Origin of the sequence: Ruegeria sp. (assembly GCF_040830605.1) — a bacterium.
Taxonomy (GTDB): domain Bacteria; phylum Pseudomonadota; class Alphaproteobacteria; order Rhodobacterales; family Rhodobacteraceae; genus Ruegeria.
Map to the genome: position 1 here is coordinate 143,022 of NZ_JBFOMD010000009.1, position 20,670 is coordinate 163,691.

At 64.3% G+C, this 20,670-nt stretch carries 12 protein-coding genes; 9 read left to right on the forward strand and 3 right to left on the reverse strand.

Annotation, left to right across the window (positions count from 1 at the left end):
• Positions 1-82 precede the first annotated feature (82 nt).
• The 4 genes from AB3N21_RS14630 to AB3N21_RS14645 are packed head-to-tail and all read left to right on the forward strand — an operon-like array spanning position 83 to position 10,092.
• A complete protein-coding gene (locus tag AB3N21_RS14630) occupies positions 83-1,714 on the forward strand; it encodes a S8 family serine peptidase (protein ID WP_367935904.1) in 1,632 nt (543 codons plus the stop codon).
• Positions 1,701-3,569, forward strand: coding sequence for a serine protease (locus tag AB3N21_RS14635; RefSeq protein ID WP_367935905.1), 1,869 nt, complete (start codon positions 1,701-1,703; stop codon positions 3,567-3,569). Before AB3N21_RS14630 ends, AB3N21_RS14635 begins: the two co-directional genes overlap by 14 nt.
• On the forward strand, positions 3,559-8,091 hold the full coding sequence (locus AB3N21_RS14640) for an AAA family ATPase (protein ID WP_367935906.1): 4,533 nt from the start codon (positions 3,559-3,561) through the stop codon (positions 8,089-8,091). Before AB3N21_RS14635 ends, AB3N21_RS14640 begins: the two co-directional genes overlap by 11 nt.
• A 30-nt stretch (positions 8,092-8,121) precedes the next feature.
• The gene (locus AB3N21_RS14645; protein WP_367935907.1) at positions 8,122-10,092 is read left to right on the forward strand and encodes a DNA/RNA non-specific endonuclease; all 1,971 of its coding nucleotides are present in this window, start codon (positions 8,122-8,124) and stop codon (positions 10,090-10,092) included.
• 127 nt (positions 10,093-10,219) lie between these two features.
• Here the strand turns inward: AB3N21_RS14645 and AB3N21_RS14650 are convergent, their stop codons facing one another.
• From AB3N21_RS14650 to AB3N21_RS14660, 3 genes are all read right to left on the reverse strand, one after another.
• Positions 10,220-11,623 (reverse strand): TRAP transporter large permease, encoded by a 1,404-nt coding sequence (locus AB3N21_RS14650; RefSeq protein WP_367935908.1) that lies wholly within the window; start codon positions 11,621-11,623, stop codon positions 10,220-10,222.
• A 3-nt stretch (positions 11,624-11,626) separates the two neighbouring features.
• Positions 11,627-12,256, reverse strand: a complete 630-nt coding sequence (locus AB3N21_RS14655) for a TRAP transporter small permease subunit (RefSeq protein ID WP_171174400.1) — start codon at positions 12,254-12,256, stop codon at positions 11,627-11,629.
• A 71-nt stretch (positions 12,257-12,327) separates the two neighbouring features.
• A complete protein-coding gene (locus AB3N21_RS14660) occupies positions 12,328-13,344 on the reverse strand; it encodes a C4-dicarboxylate TRAP transporter substrate-binding protein (RefSeq protein WP_171174402.1) in 1,017 nt (338 codons plus the stop codon).
• 472 nt (positions 13,345-13,816) lie between these two features.
• Here AB3N21_RS14660 and acs point away from each other — a divergent pair, with 472 nt between their 5' ends.
• The 5 genes from acs (at position 13,817) to AB3N21_RS14685 (ending at position 20,653) form a co-directional block, all read left to right on the forward strand.
• Positions 13,817-15,781 (forward strand): acetate--CoA ligase, encoded by a 1,965-nt coding sequence (acs, locus tag AB3N21_RS14665; RefSeq protein WP_367935909.1) that lies wholly within the window; start codon positions 13,817-13,819, stop codon positions 15,779-15,781.
• Positions 15,782-15,788: 7 nt separating this feature from the next.
• A complete protein-coding gene (locus AB3N21_RS14670; protein WP_367935910.1) occupies positions 15,789-16,472 on the forward strand; it encodes an adenylate kinase in 684 nt (227 codons plus the stop codon).
• A 176-nt stretch (positions 16,473-16,648) separates the two neighbouring features.
• A complete protein-coding gene (locus AB3N21_RS14675) occupies positions 16,649-16,933 on the forward strand; it encodes a DUF4212 domain-containing protein (RefSeq protein WP_171174840.1) in 285 nt (94 codons plus the stop codon).
• 6 nt (positions 16,934-16,939) lie between these two features.
• Complete coding sequence (locus tag AB3N21_RS14680; RefSeq protein WP_171174408.1) at positions 16,940-18,715, forward strand: sodium:solute symporter family protein; 1,776 nt, start codon at positions 16,940-16,942, stop codon at positions 18,713-18,715.
• Between the two features lie 114 nt (positions 18,716-18,829).
• Positions 18,830-20,653 carry a DUF294 nucleotidyltransferase-like domain-containing protein gene (locus AB3N21_RS14685; protein WP_367935911.1) on the forward strand — a complete coding sequence of 608 codons (1,824 nt, stop codon included), beginning with the start codon at positions 18,830-18,832 and terminating at the stop codon, positions 20,651-20,653.
• Positions 20,654-20,670: the final 17 nt, after the last annotated feature.

The window sequence follows — 20,670 nt, forward strand, 5'->3', positions numbered from 1 at the left end:
CATTGCCGCAATGGTGATTTCTGGTGCAATCTGTGCTAGCCTATCAGCTATTGTATGTTCACATTTGTAACTGGACTCATCCATGCAGGACCTTCTTGAAACGCTGCGCTCAGCCTCGCGCGACGGTGCCGATCCATTTGTTGTCGAGCTTGTCTTTCCCGAAAACGCCTCTCCTGCCGATATCTCTGACCGGATCGAACAGGCGCTGCCCGGCGCGGCGGCCCAGGTCGAGAGCGCTTTTGACGAGGAGCAGGATCAGTTCTTTTTCGCAGAATTCAGCGGCACCAATGTCGCCGGGCAAGAGGCCACAGCTTTTGAGTTTGCCCGCCGTCTGCGCGCCGCTCTGGATGCGATTGAGGCCAACCCGGTACTGCCCGAAAGCCTCTATGGCGCGGTCGCGGTGGGCGCCGTCACCACCGAGGCCGGTCTGTTCAACTGTTCCACCCCGCGCACCAATATCCGGCCCTTCGGCTGGGTGCACAAGGTCATCCGCACTCCGCAGGCGTGGCAGCGCAGCCGCGGCGCGGGCTCGACCGTGGCGGTAATCGACACAGGCTATTCCTCGCATGGCGAGCTGCAGGGGGCGCTGGATCTGACCCATCAGCTCAACCTGGTCGAGGGGGGCACCGATGCCTCGGACCGGTTCAGCGACGGGCCACTGCGCAATCCCGGGCATGGCACGCTGGTGACCTCGGTCATCGCCTCGCGCGGCAGTGCCGACATGAACGGAAATACCGGTCAGCCCGGCGCGGTGACCGGTTCGGCGCCCGAGGCCAAGGTGATGCCAATCCGTGCGATCAAATCGGTGATCAATCTGGACCAGCGCACCCTGCCCCATGCGATCGCCCATGCCATCAACAATGGCGCCGATGTGATCACGATGGCGCAAGGCGGACCCGGACGCGTCGCCTCGACCGAGCGGGCCTTGCGTCAGGCCGTGCAGCGTGGGCTGGTCGTGGTGTGTGCGGCAGGAAACTGTTGGCCCAATGTGGTCTTTCCGGCGGCTTACGCGGCCAACGGGTTGTGCACGGCTTTGGCCGCCGTGACCCGGAGCCTACAGCCCTGGGCGCGGTCCGGGCGGGGCCCTGAGGTGACGCTGTCGGCGCCGGGAGAGAATGTCTGGGGTGCTGCCAAGCGCAAGCCGGATGATCATGACTGGGGGATCAAGGCGTCGCAGGGCACTACGCTGGCCACCTCGCTCGCCGCCGGGGTTGCCGCGCTATGGGTAGCGCGTCACGGCGGGCGGACGGCTCTGCGCCACAAAGCTGCCGCTGCGGGCACCACGGTGCAGGCGATGTGGATCACCAGCGTAACCCACGGGCTGAGCAAACCACCTGTCTGGGGAGGTGCCAATGATCTGGGCGCGGGCGTGCTGGATGCCAAATCCACTCTGGACGCGCCTTTGCCGCAATCGCTGACCGGGCATGAGGCCGTGGCCGAATCCGATCTCGGCCCGGCAGGGATCGAAAGCAGCGCCAACATCCTGCTCACCCATCTGGCCAACCACGCACCGGCAGCGGCAGCGGAGTTTTCCTCGGATCTGGCCGATTACGCGTCCGAGCTGCTGTGGCTCAGCCACCGCACCGGCGCCCGCGCGCGGGCTGCTGAGACCTTGGGTGCCGAGGCCGCATTGGTCCCGGACACCACCAGCCCCGGACTAAGCGAAATCCTGGCCGACAAGCCCGCGCTCAAGGCGGCTGTTGGCGCGGACTAGGCCGGTGGCGGGCGACGAAAAACTGACGGCAAACGACCTGCAGCCGCTCTTGCAGGATCGCCCGGAACTGGTGAACGACACCATCGAGGAGGTGTTCCAGTCCGCCGGTCACGGAGGCGATATCGACAGTTTCCGAAGTGTGGCGCAGCTATTTCCCGAAGGAAATGCGCTGGCCGGGCTGATGGTGGAGCGGTTGCTGGACAAAGGGCTGATGGCGCGCTTTATCGCCGCCTTGCGGATGCGTGGGGTCGAGCCCCTGCCCCCTGACCCGGATCAGTTGACCGATCCGGTGGCGCTGGTTCCGCTCAACGGTGCGGCGGACCATGACGATCTTGATATCGACCAGATCGGCGAATTTGCCAGCGGCGCCAAGGCGTTCCGGTGCCGGGTGATGGTCGATGAACAGGTGATGGGCAGCGGCGCAATGGTGTCGCCGCGGCTGATCCTGACCTCGGCGCATGTGGTGGACGCCTATGCACCGGATGCGGCCACCGGCGTCGATCCGTCCACGGTGCAGGATGTGAGCGTGCAGCTTTCGGATGGCAGCCGCCATCAGGCACGCGCGGTCTGGGTCGCCCCCTGTTTCGAAGGCGAAAAGACCGGGCAGATGCCGGAAGGCCCGGATGCCTCTGCCCTCTGCGATGCCGCTCTGTTGCGCATCCGCGCACCGCTGGGCCGGACGCTGGGGCATCTGTCGCTGCCCGCCGAGCCGCCCGACTGGGTGGGGACCGAAGCCTTTGTGCTGATCCACTTCCCCGAAGGTGCCGAAAAGGGCATCGCCGTCGGCCACCTGCGGCGCGAACAGTTGGACGAGGCGCGTCATGTGCACTCGATTTCCACGCATGGAGGATCGTCGGGCGGCGCGGGGTTCGACCGATCCTTTGCCTTTGTCGGGCTGCATCAGGGCCGGTGGCGCAACGTGCGGCGGCTGGTGCCCTATCACCATTTCGCGGCCAATGACGATTTCCGAACCCAGATCGACCGCGATTGCCCGCCCCGCAGGCTGTGGTCGCTGAGCGACGATCTGGATGGCCATTTCGTCATCGGGCGCAACGGGTTTTTCGACGCGCTGACGGCGATGCTGGAAACCGAGGAAACCAGCCTGCGCGGCATCTGGATCAAACGGACCGAGATCGACGGGCGGCAAGGGATGAATTTCAGCTTCAACCTGCTCGACCGGTTCCTGGACGTGAATGAGGGCAACCACCGGGTGGTACGTCTGGAGACGGGGTTCAACCGCCGCGATCTGGTCGACGCGGTCCGCCAGCGCGCCCTGCTGGGGGCCGGTCCCGTGGCCGCCCGCGCCGGTGTGGCTGCTGATGAAACCACCGATGCCGCGCACGAGGATGACCGCATCAAGGCACTGATTGAGGAGTTGCGCGCCCAGTGCCAGGCCCGGGACGAGATGCTGTGGCTCTATTTCGAGAACCCCGAAAGCGGTCAGATCGATCACACCCGGTTCCAGTTGGAGCACCTGATCGAAGAGGTGCTGGACGCGCCCGAGATGCGGCTGGTCCTCAGCGGGTGCGAAACCTATGACCTGCGTGCGCGCACCGTGACCAGCATCGACGAGGCCGCGACCGACACCCGCCCCGCCGTCTTTGTCGATTACATCCGGCCCTTCCTGCGCCGTGACGTGTTCGATTGCGTCCAGTTGATGACAGAGGCGCTGGAGCTGGATTGGGACGAAGGGGTCTGCAATCACATGGTGGACCGGGCGCTGGACGGCATCCCGCCGGTGGTGGCCAACCGGTTTGCGACGACGAAACTGCCGCTGGTGGCCGACCGGCTGCGCAGCGAGGCGCGGCACGATCTGGGAGAAGACCTCAACGCCGGAGGTGCCCATGAAGGTTGATCCGCAGAACCGCGACCTTCTGGACAAGCTGCGCTGGGTGGCGGCCGTTTCGGGCGCGTTCAACCCGGTTTCGGCGCTGATGGAAATCGGTGGCGCGGAACTGGCCGAAACCCCGACCCGGTTGCTGGATATCGTGAGCCTGCTGCGGCCTGACTGCACGGTTGAGCGGGATGACAAGCAGGACCTCTGGCTGATGCGCAACAGCGTGCGGCGCAAGGTGCTGTCGCGCTCCTCGCCGTTCGGGGGTGAGGGCACGTATTCCGAGCGACCCACCGAGGTTGAGCAGGCCCTGGCCGGAACCGGTCCCTACGCGCCGGACAGCATCGATGGTCACATCGAGGCCACGCAGGAGGCCGAGCCTCTGCTCGACCTGATTCAGGTGCTGGACCGCGCCGGGCCGGGTGCGCCGGGCTATTCCCGCGTCGCGGCGCTGCGGGGTGCGGTGAACAGGCTGCAGCAGGCCCAGGCCAACGAGCGTGCGCTTGCCACCGGCTTTTTCGGCCGCACAACCGAGCTTGATACCATCAATAAATGGCTGTCGTCGCCGTCGGACTGGGCCGAAACCGGCACACCTCCGCGGCTGCGCACGTTGCATGTGTCCGGCCTGCCGGGCATCGGCAAGTCCTTTTTGCTGGAACGCATCATCCAGATCGCGCGGCAGCGCGGCATGGTCATCCTGCGGCTGGATTTCGACCGCTCGTCGCTGACCGTGCAGGACGATCATGCGCTGTTTGACGAGCTGTCGCGCCAGATCGGCAACGGCCTGCCCCGCACAGCAGAAGCGCTGCGTCAGGCCCGGCTGCGGCGGGCCGAGACGCTGGCCGATCTCGAAGGTCTCACCCGGCGCGGTCAGTCGCGCGAGATCATGGGGGCGATCCGCGATGCGCTGAGCGGGTTCGACGGCAGCTTCCTGATCCTGCTGGATACGCTCGAAGTGGTACGCCAGCGCGCCGATGTACAGGTGCGGCTGCTGTTCGAGCGGCTGGACCGGCTGGCTGAGTTTGCGGGCTGTCCGGTGTGCCTGATTTCCGCCGGTCGCCGCGATTCGATTCTGCCTGCCGAAAAGCGCGTTGCCCATCACATCGACCTGACCGGGCTTGAGGACCCGGTGGCCGAAACCTTGCTGGAAAAACGCGGTGTGGACGTCGAAAACCGGCCCCCCATCCTGCGCATCGCCAACGGCATCCCGTTGCGACTGGTGCTGGCCAGCAAATCGGTGGAACTGGGCGCCCGGCCCGATGATGACCTGCCCGAGGGTGCGCGGGGCAATCAGATCGAGGGCTACCTCTACCGCGCCATCCTCAGCCGGGTGCCGCGTCACCTGCGCGACGTGGCGCTCAAGGGGCTGGTGCTGCACCGGATCAACGCGGATGCGCTGTGTCAGGTGGTAGCGCCGGTTCTGGGCATGACGTTGGATGACACGCAGGCCCGGCGCATTCTGGACGATCTGGCCCATCACCACTGGCTGGTGCGCCGCGATGGTCCCTGGCTCATGCACCGCAGCGATATCCGCAGCGCGATCCTGAGCCTCATCTATGAAGACCACTTTAACGAGGCGCATCAGATCGACCGGATTGCCGCCGATTGGTTTGTCGGCGTTCAGGATGTCACCGCGCTCTATCATCAATTGCAGCTATGCCGTGACCCCGGCGAACCTGTGCCGGACGTTGGTTCGGAACTGGCCCTGGAGTTCACCGACGACATGTTGGGCGACCTGCCGCCACGGGCCAGCGATGCCATCCGTCAGGCGCGGGGGGAGCGATCGGATTTCGGGCGGCGCGCCGAAAGCAAACCCGCGTCGGATTTTGTCGGGCGCGAGGCCGAGTTGAGGGTGATGCGCAACTGGCTGTCCTCCCCCTCGGAATGGGCGGGCAAAGGCAAACCGGCGCAGCTGCGTACCCTGCATGTGTCCGGCCTGCCCGGCATCGGCAAGTCGCATCTTCTGGATCAGATTGGCCGGGTTGCGCAGGAGCGCGAGATGGTGGTCCTGAGGCTGAACTTTGACAGACCCTCGCTTGCGGCGGGCGACGACATTGCCGTGATGGACGAGCTGTCCCGCCAGATCGGCAACAGCCTGTCCGGCTCTGCCGAACGCCTGCGGCAGGCCCGTCTGCGCACCGTCGAGGCGACCGCCGGGCTCAAGACCCTGCCCGGGCGGGTCCAGCCCCGTGAAATCAACGATGCGATCCGGGACGCGGTGCGCGGATCGGGCAGCACCCTTGTCATACTGCTGGATGCGCTTGAGGTCGTGCGCCGCCGCTCCGAAGTTCGGGTGCAACTGCTGTTCGAACGTCTGGATCGTCTGGCTGAGCTGATCGGGCGCCCGATCTGCCTGATCTCAGCCGGGCGCCGCGAGTCCATCCTTCTCGCCGAAAAGCGGGTGGCGCATCATGTCGAACTGATGGGCCTTGAAAACTCGGCGGTTGAAACACTGCTCGAGCGTCATGGCGTGGCCAAGGAGGATCGACCATCCATCGTCCGCATCGCCGACGGCAATCCGCTCCGCCTGATGCTTGCGATCAAGTCGCTGGAGAACGGCGTCAAACTGGACGAGAAGCTGATCGACGACATCAATGAAGATCAGGTTGAAGCGTATCTCTATCGCCGCATTCTCGATCGCATACCCAATCCCCTGCGCGACATCGCGATCAAAGGTCTGGTGCTGCTGCGGATAAATTCCGACGTGTTGCGCAACGTGCTTGCGCCGGTTCTGGAACTGGAGCTGGACGAGGCCGACGCAGAACGGACGGTCGAGGACATAAAGCGTGAACTGACTTGGCTTATACATGAGGACGGCTCGTGGCTTGTGTACCGCAGTGATGTCCGCAGAGCGTTTCTGAGCCTGGTTTACGGCGAGTTTCCAGAGATAGCACAACAGATCAACCGGAAGGCCGCCGAGTGGTTTGTTGGCGAGCATTACGCCACGGCTCTCTATCATCGGCTTCAGCTCAGCCGCGACCCGAATGAGCAATTTCCGGACATCGCGCCGGACACCGCCTATGAGTTCACCGATGACATGCTGGATGACCTTCCCCAGCCTGCGAGTGACGCCGTGCGGCAGGCCCGTAGCCAAAGGTCGGAATTCGTGCACCAATTCCAAGACGAAGGCGACATGCCGGGCGACGCGTTCTCTGTCCTGCTGAACCAACCCTTCGCGGTAGATGCGCCTCAGCCGCCTGCGCCGAGCCCGCCCCCGCCGCGCGAAACCAAGCCGCAACTGGCCTTCGATCATCGCCTTCAGCGCGTCATTTATGTGAAACCCGAAGATGCCGGCATGCCACAGCCGGTCGACGAACGCGCCATTCGGGATGTCGAGATCATGATGGAAAAAGGCGAGCTGCGCGAAGTTCCCGGCATCATGGCAAGCGGCTTTTCGACCCCGTTCGAGCTGATCAGCGATGCCGGCCTGGTCGCGATGGCACATGCCTGGCGCACCGGGCAGTGGACGCTGGTACAGCAGATCTTCGACCACCTGCCGCAGGGCTTTTTCGAAGAGGCCCTGAACACCTCCAAACCCGATCTGGTCAGGGCGTTGCTCGAGATCTGGGCCGAGTTCCGGTTTTCCGGCTGTCTTGAGCGGTTGGCGAAGGGAGATCTGGACGACGTTCTGGCGAAAGCGACGGATGTCTATTCGAGCAGCATTCTGGCAGGCTGCGCCCTTGATGCCATGATGCTGCAAGTGCCTTTCGGGCGGGAATACTCGACGCTGAACGAAGACGCCAAGGCGCAGCTTTTCCCGTTCCTGCCCGGCGGCGATGAGAAAATGGCCTGGAATGAGCGCGACCGCGCCGACCGGTTGCGGGCCAATCTGGGTATCCAGCAGCGGTTCGACGGGGGTGCGATGGATTTCGCGCCGCAAACCTACGGGCGCATCATCGCGCCGCTCAACCCCTATGCCACGCCACTGGTGGAATATGTGCGGCTGGATCAGATGACGCGTCAGGATGGTGGCCGCTTTGGCAGGGATCTGGCACGGCTGCGCGAACTGTTCGCTGAAATCCGGTTGCTGATTGCACCCGATCTGCGCGGGCTGGAACAGGTGGCGCACGGGCTGTCATCCTATGCCTCGGACGCAGCAGAGGCGCTGGCCAATGCAGGGATCGCGGCAGAGGTGCTGGGGGCGTATGCCTTTTTCCGCCCCGCCCGCGACCTGCCCGCGCTGGCCGATGCCGCCGAACGCTGGCGGCGCACGGTGAACGGGCTCTGGTCCTATGGGTCCTCGCCGCCCGAGGGCTGGATGTCCGACGTGCAGGTGGATCATCAGGCCATGGCGGTGGCCGAGCGTCTGGACACACGCGAACTGGCGCTGTCGCTGCTGTGGCTCTTTGCCCCGGCCGAGCGGTATCGGGCGCAGGCCCGCCGACGTCTCATACGGCCCTATCAGGACGCGTCGGCCAGATGCGGCGGCGATCTGCACGTCGCGCTGCGGCTGCTGCAACAGGCGGGGCTGCCGCTCGCGCAGAGCGCCTCACTGGCAGCGCTCGCCGCCCGTGGGGTGTCGGCAGAAGAAATTTTTTCGTGATATGATAGATATTTGTAAAGGAGATTTGATATGACCGACCGCGCATTTACCGAAAGCCTGAACCGGCTTGAAGGGCTGCGGGCCAATTGGGATTTCGACAAGCTGAAGCAGGTGATCGACGATGGCCCACCGATTCTGAAGGAGTTGGGGCTGGCCGATGCCGCAGCGGCCAAACAAATGCTTGACAGCGAACCCGGGCAGCTTGAGGCGGCGGGCCACTCACCCGTCCAGCTCGAAGCGATCGTGCGCGCGGTTGGCCGTCCGCCGCTACTGGTGCGCAACGGGCAGGTCGAGGGCAAGACCCAGCTCGGCGCCGATTTCGCGCAAGGCACCGACATCAAGATCACCAATATCGAACCGCTCCTCCCCTCGGTCGGTCGTATCGAGTTCCGCAATCACGACATGACCTGGGGCGGCACCGGCTGGGTGATTGATGAAGAGGATGATGGCAGCCTGCTGGTGATCACCAACCGCCATGTGGCCAAGCTGGTGGCGCGGCGCACCTTTCTGGGCGACGGCGTGTTCATGTTCGGCCCCGGCAACATCCAGTACGGCGCCGCCATCGACTTTCTGGAAGAGGTCGAGACCTCAGAGGATGACAGCCGCACCGTGCGCATCCAGAAATTCACCTATATCGCCGACGATATCTCGGCGGATGTGGCGCTGGCGCGGATCGACAAGCCGGGCGATGGGCTGGCGGTCACGCCCCTGCCCCGCGCCGAGGCAGATGCCGAAAACGGAGAGATGATCGCGGTCATCGGCTATCCGGCCTCGGACGGCTCGCGCAACGACCGGACCCAGATGGAGCGGTATTTTCAGGGCCTTTACGACGTCAAGCGCTTTGCCCCGGGGTTTGTGCAGGTCGCCGACGATGCGGCGCGGCTGGGTCATGATGCGACCACGCTGGGCGGCAATTCCGGCAGCCCGGTGATCAGCCTCGACAGCGGCAAGGTGGTGGGGCTGCATTTCGCCGGACGTTTTGGGATCGGCAACAGTGCCGTGCGGGTCTCTACCCTGACCGGGCTGCTGGATGACGGTGCGGCGGGAGATGTACACCCCTCTGCCGGAGGTCCGACTGAAGCGCCCGAGGGCCATGAGGCCGACCATTTTGCCGGGCGCGAGGGCTATGATGCCGAGTTCCTGCAGGTGGTGCCGGTGCCGCTGCCCAAGCTGTCGGACCGGATCCCGCTCACCGCGCCCAGCGATGCCACGCCCGAGCGCCCGTTCGAGCTGCGGTATCAGCATTTCAGCGTGCTTTACGGCGGTGCGGTGAAGGGGCCGCTGCTGACCGCGCTCAACGTTGACGGGGAGCAGACCAAACGGGTCAAGCGCGGGTCGACCCGCTGGCGCAAGGACCTGCGCATCCCCGCCGAGCAGCAGTTGGACAAAGAGGCCTATGGCCACGCCGATATCGACCGGGGTCATCTGGTGCGCCGCGCGATCACCAACTGGGGCGAAACCCACGAGATCGCCAAGCGCGCCAACAAGGACACGTTCCACTACACGGTGGCCAGCCCGCAGCATCAGGGGTTCAACCAGAACCACCAGACCTGGCTGGGGCTGGAGGATTACATCATGGACAATGTGCGCACCCACGGGTTTCGCGCCAATGTGTTCACCGGCCCGATCTTTACCGGCCACGAGCCGCCGCTGGGCGATACCGACGCGCCGGTGCCGCTGGAGTATTTCAAGCTGGTCACCATGCTGGCCGAAGCCCCGGAGGAGGACGGTATCCTGCGCCTGCACGCCACGGCCTATGTGTTGTCGCAGGGGCAGCTGATCCACAGCATGTTGTCGGATCGGGGCCATGTCGAGGCGGTCGAGGGCTTTGCGTTTGGCGAGTACAAGACCTTTCAGGTGCGGATCTGCGACCTTGAGGCCGCGACCGGGCATGATTTCGGACAGCTTCGCGACTTCGATCCGTTGGCACGCGCGGACGGGACCGAGGCTGGCGAGGCGCTCGCCGTCACCATCTGGGATCTGGAGAATATCCGTCTGTGATCCCCGACGGGCGGCGCGGGCCGCCCGCTACAGCGTTTTGCGTTTTATCTGAGATACGTGCATCGGAATGCGCGTTCGACCGAAGGGAGAGGCAGCGTATTCCGATTCAAATTAAACGCAAAGCGCTCTACCCCGCCAGAGATGGCAGGTAGAGCACGATGGCCGGGAACGCCACCAGCAGTGCGATTGTGATGGCGTCGGCCACGAAGAACGGCGCCACGCCGCGAAACACGTCCTGCACGCTCAGATCGGGGCGGACGCCCGCCACCACGAAGCAGTTCAGGCCGATGGGCGGGGTGATGAGGCAGAACTCGGCCATCTTCACAACCAGAATGCCGAACCAGATGGCGCACATCGGGCCGGACATGCCGAATGTGCTATCGGCGGCACTCACCGCCTCGCCCCCATTCAGCGCCATCACCGCCGGGTAGACCACCGGCAGGGTCAGCAGCAGCATGCCGATGGCGTCCATGAACATGCCCAGCACCGCATAAGCCAGCAGGATGCAGATCAGGATCAGCATCGGTGACATGGCCAGCGAGGTGATCCAGTCCGAGAACGCACCCGGCAGGTCGGCAAAGCCCAGAAAGCGCACATAGATCAGCACGCCCCAGATAATCGAGAAGATCATCGCCGTTAGTTTGGCGGTTTCCAGCAGGGCCGATTTCAGCTGCTCCCACCGCATACCGTGAAACAGTGCAAAGCAGAACACGATGAAGGCACCGATGGCGCCGCCTTCGGTGGGGGTGCCCCAGGCCTGATCTCCGAACGGGTTGTAGACGAAGCAGATGATGATCAGGATCACCGCCACAATGGGCAGCGCGCCGGGCAGCGCCGCAAGGCGTTGGCGCCAGGTGAAGCCGGTGACGGGCGGGCCGACGGTCTTGAAGGCCACAGCGATGCCGACGATGAGCAGGCCGTAGATCACCGCCGAAAACGCGCCGGGGATGAAGCCCGCCAGCAGCAGCTTGCCCACGTCCTGCTCGACGATGATGGCATAGATCACCAGAATGGCCGAGGGCGGGATCAGCGAGGCCAGCGTGCCGCCCGCCGCCACGACCCCGGCGGCGAAGCGTTTGTTGTAGCCGACATCCAGCATCTCGGGGATGGCGATGCGGGCGAAAACGGCGGAGGTGGCGACCGAGGCGCCTGACACGGCGGCAAAGCCTGCGGTGGCGAAGACGGTCGACACCGCCAGCCCGCCCGGCACCCAGGCGATCCAGCGCTTTGCGGCCTCGAACAGCGCCCGCGTGAGCCCGGCGTAATAGGCCAGATAGCCGATCAGGATGAAGGTGGGGATCAGGCTGAGCGTGTGCGAGGCGACTTTCGAATGCGGCACCTGCCCCGCGGTCTTGACCGCAACGGTGATTGCCTTGCCGAAGCGTTCGGGGTCATAGCCGAACCGGGCCCAGAAGATCCACACGAGGCCGATGAGCCCCGCCAGCCCGGCGGCAAAGGCCACGCGCATGCCCGCGACCACCATGACCAGCAGCCCGCCGGTGACCCAGAGGCCGATCTCGATCGTGTCCATGCCCTACTCCTGCCCCTCGAGCTGCTCGGCCTCGGCCGCGGCCTGCGCCGCCGTGTCCTGTATCAGCGGCACCGCCACCGGCGCCTCAAGCCCCAGCAGGAAGGCGCGGCCATAGCCCCAGACCTGCAGCACCAGCCGCAGGCACAGCACCGAGAACGCCACCGGCGCCAGCAGTTTTGCGGGCCAGATCGGGATGCCGATATCGATGGAGCTGTCACGGCTCCAAAGTGGCACGCCGAAATCGAAAGAGCGGTCGAAATGCGCCCAGCTGCCCCAGACCAGCGCGATCATCAGGATCAGGATCAGCAGGACCGAGATCAGCTCGAACAGCCACAGCGCCCGGCCCCTCAGGCGTCCGATCATGATATCCATGCGGATATGCCCGCCGTCGCGCTGCACGAAGGCAATGCCGAGAAAGGCAATCAGCGGCATCGCCTGTTCGATCCAGTCCACATAGCCGGGTAGCGGCGCGTTCATCGCGTTGCGCCCGCCGACCGAGACCACCGCCAGCACCATCAGCGAGAACACCGCCAGCCCGCTGACCAGCGCCATCAACCGCTCAAGCCGCAAAAGCTGCCGGTCAAGACGGCTGAGCAGGCTGCCATCCTCCAGCACCGTGGCATGTCCTGCCATCGCAGAACTCCTTTGTTGAGGGGGAAATCCGGGCGGTCAGGCCGGGCACCAATGGGCGCCCGGCCAATCGCTTAGTTGCCGCCGCGTTGCTGCAGCAAAGTGGCTTGCACCAGATCGTAGAGGTCCTGCGCAGGCAGGCCCTGACCGGACATATCGGCGATCCACTTCTCGCGGATCGGATCGGCGGCCTTGGCGCGGAACTCCTCGATCACCTCGTCAGAGATGTTCACTTTCTCGACGCCCTTCTCTTCCAGCACGCCGTCCCATTTCTTGAGCAGCTCGCCATAGTTGGCGAGGTAATGGGCGATGGCCTCGTCAATCGAGCTGTCCAGCGCCTCGCGATGCTCAGCGCTGAGCGCCTCATAGGCCTCGATATTGACCACGACGGGGCAGTTCACCGTGCCGGGGTTCAGGTTGGCGGTCCACCAGTCGGCCTTGTTGATGGTGCCGAAGGACAGATGCGCGTGCTGGGCGAAGGCCACGGTATCGACCACGCCGGATTCCATCGCGTTGTAGGCCTCGGTTGCGGGCACCGAAGTGGGCACGCCGCCCACCGCCTCGAACGCCTGGCCCAGACCGCCGGTTGCACGCACGCGCATACCGTCGAACTCGGCCAGTTGATCGCGCGGATCGCCGGTGCCGACCAGATTGTATTGCGGCATGGGCGAGGTCATGAGGATGCGCGCGTTCCACTGTGCCATTTCGTCCTGCACCGCCGGATGGCCATAAACGGCGTGGCTGACGGCGACCTCTTCCTCAAGCGTGTTCACACCCAGAAACGGCAGTTCCAGCACAGTAATCGCCCGGTTCTTGTCGCGATGATAGCCGGCGCAGAACTGCGCCATCTCGAAGGCACCGATCGAGATGCCGTCCAGATTCTCCTTAGGCTTGGACAGGCCGCCATAGCTGACGTTCATGGTGAACTCGCCACCGGTTTTCTCGCTCACCAACTCGGCCAGTTTCTCGACATGTTCGGTAAAGGCGCGGCGTTTACCCCAGACCGACACATTCCATTCGGTGGCGGCCGCTTCGGCGACAAAGGCAAAGCTCAGGGCGGCAACGGCCGCACCGGTCAACATCTTGGTCATAATGGACTCTCTCCCTTGATTGCGGCCCTCTGGCAGGCCGCTTGCCGCTCAAGCTAGCGCCAACACCCCACCCTGCCAACCCCCGGGGAGGCGCGGCCCGAGTCATCCCTGCGGGCTTGCGGCGGCAACTGCCGCTCGCCCGGACGGCGCGCAACAAAATGTCGCGGCGGTTGTGCCGCGCTTTACGATCCTCTCGCAGGGCTTGCGCAGCTGCCCGCCCATCGCGAGCGGAAATTCGTTGACTCGTTAGGCATTGAAAATGAACATGTTTGCGGAAACGCCTTGCACTCGAATTTACAGAACCGGACGAAACAGAGAAAAATATTTACACATAAACCGTTAGATTACGGTAATTTATTTCCTTATTTTCAGATCCGGGTATTATTTGCGCAGGGTAGGAACCGGATCGACAAAACCCGCGCCACGGGCGAAAACGGTCGCACAAATCTCAGTCAGAGGGAGGAGCCTCAGAATGACAGCCGCCGCTCAGGCAGATGCCAAAGTATTTCCGCCATCCGCCGACACCGTTGCCCGCGCACATGTCGATGCTGCCAAGTATGATGAGTTGTATGCCGCCTCGATAGCCGACCCTGTTGCGTTCTGGGACGAGCACGGCAAGCGGGTCGACTGGATCAAGCCCTACACGCAGGTCAAGGACGTCAACTACAGCTTCGGCAAGGTCGGCATCAACTGGTATGCCGACGGCACGCTGAACGTCTCGGCCAACTGCCTGGATCGTCACCTGAAGACCCGTGGCGATCAGACCGCGATCATCTGGGAACCGGATGAGCCCACCGACGAAGCGCAGCACATCACCTATGCTGAACTGCACCGCCGCACCTGCCGGATGGCCAATATTCTCGAGTCCCTGGGCGTGCGCAAAGGCGACCGGGTGGTGATCTATCTGCCGATGATCCCCGAGGCCGCCTATGCCATGCTGGCCTGTGCCCGTATCGGCGCGATCCATTCCATCGTCTTCGCCGGTTTCTCCCCCGACGCGCTGGCGGCCCGGGTCAATGGCTGTGACGCCAAGGTGATCATCACCGCCGACGAAGCGCCGCGCGGTGGCCGCAAGACGCCGCTCAAGTCGAATGCCGACGCCGCGCTGCTGCACTGCAAGGACAGCGTGAAATGTCTGGTGGTCAAGCGCACCGGCGGGCAGACCACCTGGATCGACGGGCGCGACTACGACTACAACGAAATGGCGCTGGAGGCCGATGACTACTGCGCCCCTGCCGAGATGAACGCCGAGGACCCGCTTTTCATCCTTTACACCTCCGGCTCGACCGGCCAACCCAAGGGCGTGGTGCACACCACCGGCGGCTATCTGGTCTATGCCTCGATGACGCACGAAATCACCTTCGATTATCATGACGGCGACATCTACTGGTGCACGGCGGATGTAGGCTGGGTCACCGGGCACAGCTATATCGTCTATGGCCCGCTGGCCAATGGGGCAACCACGCTGATGTTCGAGGGCGTGCCGACCTACCCAGATGCCTCGCGCTTCTGGCAGGTCTGCGAAAAGCATAAAGTCAATCAGTTCTACACCGCCCCCACTGCCCTGCGCGCCCTGATGGGTCAGGGCAACGAGTGGGTCGAGAAATGCGATCTGAGCGATCTCAAGGTGCTCGGCACCGTGGGTGAGCCGATCAACCCCGAAGCGTGGAACTGGTACAACGAAGTTGTCGGCAGCGGTCGCTGCCCCATCGTCGATACCTGGTGGCAGACCGAAACCGGCGGTCACCTGATGACCCCGCTGCCCGGCGCACACGCGATGAAGCCGGGCTCGGCCATGAAACCCTTCTTCGGCATTCAGCCGGTGGTTCTGGACCCACAATCGGGTGTCGAGATCAGTGGCAACGGGGTCGAGGGCGTGCTGTGCATCAAGGACAGCTGGCCCGGACAGATGCGCACCGTCTGGGGCGATCATGAGCGGTTCCAGAAAACCTATTTCGCCGACTACAAGGGCTATTACTTCACCGGTGACGGCTGCCGTCGCGACGAGGATGGCGATTACTGGATCACTGGCCGTGTCGACGACGTGATCAACGTCTCGGGCCACCGCATGGGCACCGCCGAGGTCGAAAGCGCGCTGGTGGCGCATGCCGCCGTGGCCGAGGCCGCCGTGGTGGGCTACCCCCATGAAATCAAGGGCCAGGGCATCTATTGCTACGTCACCCTGATGAATGATCGCGAGCCCAGCGACGATCTGCTTAAAGAGCTGCGCACCTGGGTCCGGACCGAGATTGGCCCCATCGCCAGCCCGGACGTGATCCAGTGGGCCCCGGGCCTGCCCAAAACCCGCTCAGGCAAGATCATGCGCCGTATCCTCCGCAAGATCGCCGAGAACGATTTCGGCTCGCTGGGTGATACCTCGACACTCGCCGATCCGTCGGTGGTCGAGGATCTGATCGAAAACCGGGCCAACAAGTGAGGGTGTGATGGACGCTGCCGTAAAAACCACCCCCACCGTCCTGATCCTTCTCGGCCCTCCGGGCGCCGGGAAGGGCACGCAGGCCCGGATGCTGGAAGAGCAGTTCGGGCTGGTGCAACTGAGTACCGGTGACTTGCTGCGTGAAGCCGTTGCCGCCGGGACCGAGGCCGGTAAGGCCGCCAAGGCGGTCATGGATGCGGGCGATCTGGTCAGCGATGGCATCGTCATCGCCATCCTGCGCGACCGCATGGCCGACCCGGACTGCGCCAAGGGCGTGATCCTCGACGGCTTCCCGCGCACCACGGTTCAGGCCGAGACGCTGGACGGGCTGCTGGCCGAGACCGAGCAGCAGATCAACGCCGCCATCAGCCTCGAGGTCGAGGATGCCGAAATGGTCACCCGCATCTCGGGCCGCTACACCTGTGCGGGCTGCGGTGAAGGGTTCCACGACACGTTCAAGCAGCCGGCGGTCGAGGGCAAATGCGACAAATGCGGCAACACCGAGTTCAAGCGCCGCGCCGATGACAACGCGGAAACCGTGAAGTCGCGCCTGGCTGCTTATCACGCCCAGACCGCGCCGCTGATCGAATACTACGCGGGTCACGGTGTGCTGAAAAAGATCGACGCCATGGGACAGATCGACGAGATCGCCCAGGGCCTCGCCTCCATCGTCAAGGGGGCGATGAACTAGGCGGGAAAGACCCCGGGGGACGAACCACTACCTTCCCCCAACCCCTGAGGAATACCCGGATCAACCGCCTTGGCGGACCGGAGAAGGCATGCCTGCGGCCAGACGTTTGCGCAGGCGCATGGAGAGGGTTTGTCCGGCACCGGACACCCCTGGAGAAAGCAAGGAGGAACCGCGTCATGGCGGATCAATCGACAAACTCCACGCAGGCGGCCGAAGCCGAACAAGGGTATTGGCAAGCCAACCTGCGGATCATCATCGTCAGCCTGATCATCTGGGCTGTCGCTTCGTTTGGGTTCGGCATCCTGCTGCGCCCGCTGCTTGCCGGCATTTCCGTCGGCGGCACCGATCTGGGCTTCTGGTTCGCGCAGCAGGGATCGATCCTGGTCTTTCTGGCCCTGATCTTTTTCTACGCCTGGCGGATGAACAAGCTCGACCGTGAATTCGGCGTGGACGAGGAGTAAGACGCCATGGAACAGTATACCCTGAACCTGCTGTTTGTGGGCGCGACCTTCGCGCTCTATATCGGCATCGCGATCTGGGCCCGGGCGGGCTCCACATCCGAGTTCTACGCCGCGTCGCGTGGCGTGCACCCGGTCACCAACGGGATGGCCACGGCGGCCGACTGGATGTCGGCGGCCTCGTTCATCTCGATGGCCGGCCTCATCGCCTTCGGCGGCTACGGCGCCTCGTCCTTCCTGATGGGCTGGACCGGCGGCTATGTGCTGCTGGCGCTGCTGCTGGCGCCTTATCTGCGCAAGTTCGGCAAGTTCACCGTGCCCGAGTTCATCGGCGACCGGTTCTACAGCCCGACCGCGCGCATGGTGGCCGTTGTCTGCCTGATCGTGGCTTCGGTCACCTACGTGATCGGCCAGATGACCGGTGTCGGCGTGGCGTTTTCGCGCTTTCTTGAGGTGTCGAACACCGTTGGCCTGCTGATCGGCGCCGGCGTCGTGTTCATGTACGCAGTTCTGGGCGGCATGAAGGGCATCACCTATACCCAGGTGGCCCAGTATTGCGTGCTGATCACCGCCTACACGATCCCGGCGATCTTCATTTCGCTGCAGCTGACCGGCAACCCGATCCCGGGTCTGGGTCTCTTCGGCGACCATGTGTCGGGCGAGCCGCTGCTGGCACGGCTGGATCAGGTGGTGACCGATCTGGGCTTTGCCGCCTATACCACCCAGGACGGCACACCCTCGTCGGTGATCAACATGACGCTGTTCACCTTCTCGCTGATGATCGGCACCGCGGGTCTGCCGCATGTGATCATCCGCTTCTTCACCGTGCCGAAAGTGTCGGATGCCCGCTGGTCGGCCGGCTGGGCGCTGGTCTTCATCGCGCTTCTGTACCTGACTGCCCCGGCCGTGGGTGCCATGGCGCGGCTGAACCTGGTCGACACGATCTATCCGAACGGCACCAACGAGCAGCCGATCGAGTACGAGGCGCGCCCCGACTGGATCAAGAACTGGGAGGTCACCGGCCTGCTCAAGTTCGAGGACAAGAACGGCGACGGCAAGATCCAGTGGTATAACGACAAGTCCGACACCTTTGCCGCCACTGCCGAGGAACGCGGCTGGAGCGGTTCGGAACTCACCGTGAACCGCGATATCCTGGTGCTGGCCAACCCGGAAATCGCCAACCTGCCCGGCTGGGTGATCGCGCTGGTCGCGGCCGGCGGTCTGGCGGCGGCGCTGTCCACCGCGGCCGGTCTGCTGCTGGCGATTTCGGGCGCAGTGAGCCATGACCTGATCAAGGGGCAGATCAACCCGCAGATCAGCGAAAAGGGCGAGTTGCTGGCGGCCCGGATCTCGATGGCGGTGGCGATCGTGGTAGCGACCTATCTGGGTCTCAACCCGCCGGGCTTCGCCGCCCAAACCGTGGCGCTGGCCTTCGGTCTCGCCGCGGCCTCGATCTTCCCGGCGCTGATGATGGGCATCTTCTCGAAGCGCATCAACAACAAGGGCGCGGTTGCGGGGATGCTGGCAGGTCTGCTCTTCACGCTGATCTACATCTTCCTGCACAAGGGTTGGCTCTTCATCCCCGGCACCAACAGCTTCCCGGACACCATTTCCGGCTCGCTGCTGGGTATCCAGTCGACCGCGATCGGCTCGATCGGCGCCGTCATCAACTTCGCCGTGGCTTACTTCGTGTCGAACGCCACCGAAGACACGCCGCAGGAGATCAAGGATCTGGTCGAAAGCGTGCGCATTCCCCGTGGCGCAGGCGCAGCTCAGGATCACTGAGATGCGGGGCGGCCAGACTTCCCTCCCGAATAGGGGCCGCCCACTGTGACCCGACTGATCCCGCCCGGCTTGTCCGGGCGGGACTTTTTACTTCAAGAGTTGACGGTAGACCCGATGCCCCTGTCGCCAGAGCAGATCACCCGCTTTCTGAAATCCGTCCATCCCTATGACGCATTGCCCGTCGACGTGCTGGAGACCATCGCATTGCAGGTCGAGGCCTGGGAGGTCGAGCGGGACTTCGCGGTCTACGATCTGGGCGAGACGCTGCCGGGTCTGTTCGTCATTCACGAAGGCCAGATCGAGATCACCGACGAGAACGGTGTCGTCGTCTCGCATCTGGGCCTGCGCAATTCCTTTGGCGAGCGTGGGCTTTTGCGCGACGGCAAGGCCGCGACCAGCGCCCGGGCGGATGCCCATTCGGTGCTGCTGGTGCTGCCCCCTGCCCTGTTTCGCGAGCTGATCGCCGAACATGACGTGGTGGCCAAGTTCTTCAACCGCGCCCGTGGCCCCCGCCCGCAGCAGGAGACGTTGGCCACCAGCCCGGTCGATACGCTGATGGCCCGCGACCCGGCCACCTGCTCGCCGGAAACCTCGGTGCAGGAGGCCGCACAGCAGATGCGCGCGCGCGGGATTTCCTCGCTCTGCATCACCGAGGGCGAGACGCTGCGCGGCATCGTCACCGTGCGCGATCTGTCGGGCAAGGTGGTGGCCGAGGCGCTGCCCGCCGCCACGCCGATCTCGCAGGTGATGACCCCCTCGCCGCTGACATTGTCGCCCGGCGCCATCGGCTCGGACGTGCTGCATGCGATGATGGAGCATCGCATCGGCCATATCCCGATTGCCGAGGGCGGGCGATTGGTGGGCATCGTGACCCAGACCGACTTGACCCGGTATCAGGCGGTCAGTTCGGCCGAGCTGGTCAGCCGCATCGCCCGTGCGGACAACGCCGAAGAGATGGCCAAGGTTACCGCCGAGATCCCCCGCCTGCTGGTGCAGCTGGTCGCGGGCGGCAACCGGCACGAGGTGGTCACCCGCCTGATCACCGACATCGCCGACACCACCACCCGCCGTCTGCTGGCCCTGGCCGAGGCCAAGCTGGGCCCGCCGCCCGTGCCCTATCTGTGGCTGGCCTGCGGGAGCCAGGGGCGGCAGGAGCAAACCGGGGTGAGCGATCAGGACAATTGCCTGATGCTGGATGACAGCGTGCGCGAGGGCGACATGCCCTATTTCGCGTCACTGGCGAAATTCGTCAGCGACGGGCTGGATACCTGCGGCTATTTCTACTGCCCCGGCGACATGATGGCGACCAATCCCCGCTGGTGTCAGCCGGTGCGCATCTGGCGCGATTATTTCGCGGGCTGGATTGCCAAACCAAACCCCGAGGCGCAGATGCTGGCCTCGGTCATGTTCGACCTGCGGCCCATTGGCGGTGCGTTCGACCTGTTTGCCGATCTGCAGGCCGAGACGCTGAAAGCCGCCAGTGCCAATTCGATCTTTGTGGCCCACATGATCTCGAATTCGCTGAAACATACGCCGCCGCTGGGCCTGTTGCGCGGCTTTGCCACCATCCGCTCGGGCGAGCACCGCAACACGCTGGACTTGAAGCACAACGGCGTGGTGCCGGTGGTCGATCTGGGCCGCATCTATGCATTGCAGGGGCGATTGCCCGAGGCCGGAACCCGCGCCCGACTCAAGGCGGCAGAGGCGGCGGGCGTGCTCAGCCCCTCGGGCGCGCGAGATCTGCTCGACGCTTATGATCTGATCGCCGAGACCCGGCTGGAGCATCAGGCGGCCATGGTCAAGCGCGGGGAGAAGCCGGACAATTATCTGGCACCCACCGACCTGTCGGACTTTGAGCGAAGTCATCTGCGCGATGCTTTCGTCGTGGTAAAGACGATGCAATCGGCCGTGGGGCACGGTAAGGGAATGCTGGGATAAGGCCTCCGCCACGGGTA

Excerpts from the sequence above, each read along its gene's own strand:
- AB3N21_RS14630 (WP_367935904.1), top strand. The coding sequence starts at position 83 with ATGCAGGACCTTCTTGAAACGCTGCGCTCAGCCTCGCGCGACGGTGCC.
- AB3N21_RS14640 (WP_367935906.1), top strand. The coding sequence starts at position 3,559 with ATGAAGGTTGATCCGCAGAACCGCGACCTTCTGGACAAGCTGCGCTGG.
- AB3N21_RS14645 (WP_367935907.1), top strand. The coding sequence starts at position 8,122 with ATGACCGACCGCGCATTTACCGAAAGCCTGAACCGGCTTGAAGGGCTG.
- AB3N21_RS14650 (WP_367935908.1), bottom strand. The coding sequence starts at position 11,623 with ATGGACACGATCGAGATCGGCCTCTGGGTCACCGGCGGGCTGCTGGTC.
- AB3N21_RS14655 (WP_171174400.1), bottom strand. The coding sequence starts at position 12,256 with ATGGCAGGACATGCCACGGTGCTGGAGGATGGCAGCCTGCTCAGCCGT.
- AB3N21_RS14660 (WP_171174402.1), bottom strand. The coding sequence starts at position 13,344 with ATGACCAAGATGTTGACCGGTGCGGCCGTTGCCGCCCTGAGCTTTGCC.
- acs (WP_367935909.1), top strand. The coding sequence starts at position 13,817 with ATGACAGCCGCCGCTCAGGCAGATGCCAAAGTATTTCCGCCATCCGCC.
- AB3N21_RS14670 (WP_367935910.1), top strand. The coding sequence starts at position 15,789 with ATGGACGCTGCCGTAAAAACCACCCCCACCGTCCTGATCCTTCTCGGC.
- AB3N21_RS14675 (WP_171174840.1), top strand. The coding sequence starts at position 16,649 with ATGGCGGATCAATCGACAAACTCCACGCAGGCGGCCGAAGCCGAACAA.
- AB3N21_RS14680 (WP_171174408.1), top strand. The coding sequence starts at position 16,940 with ATGGAACAGTATACCCTGAACCTGCTGTTTGTGGGCGCGACCTTCGCG.
- AB3N21_RS14685 (WP_367935911.1), top strand. The coding sequence starts at position 18,830 with ATGCCCCTGTCGCCAGAGCAGATCACCCGCTTTCTGAAATCCGTCCAT.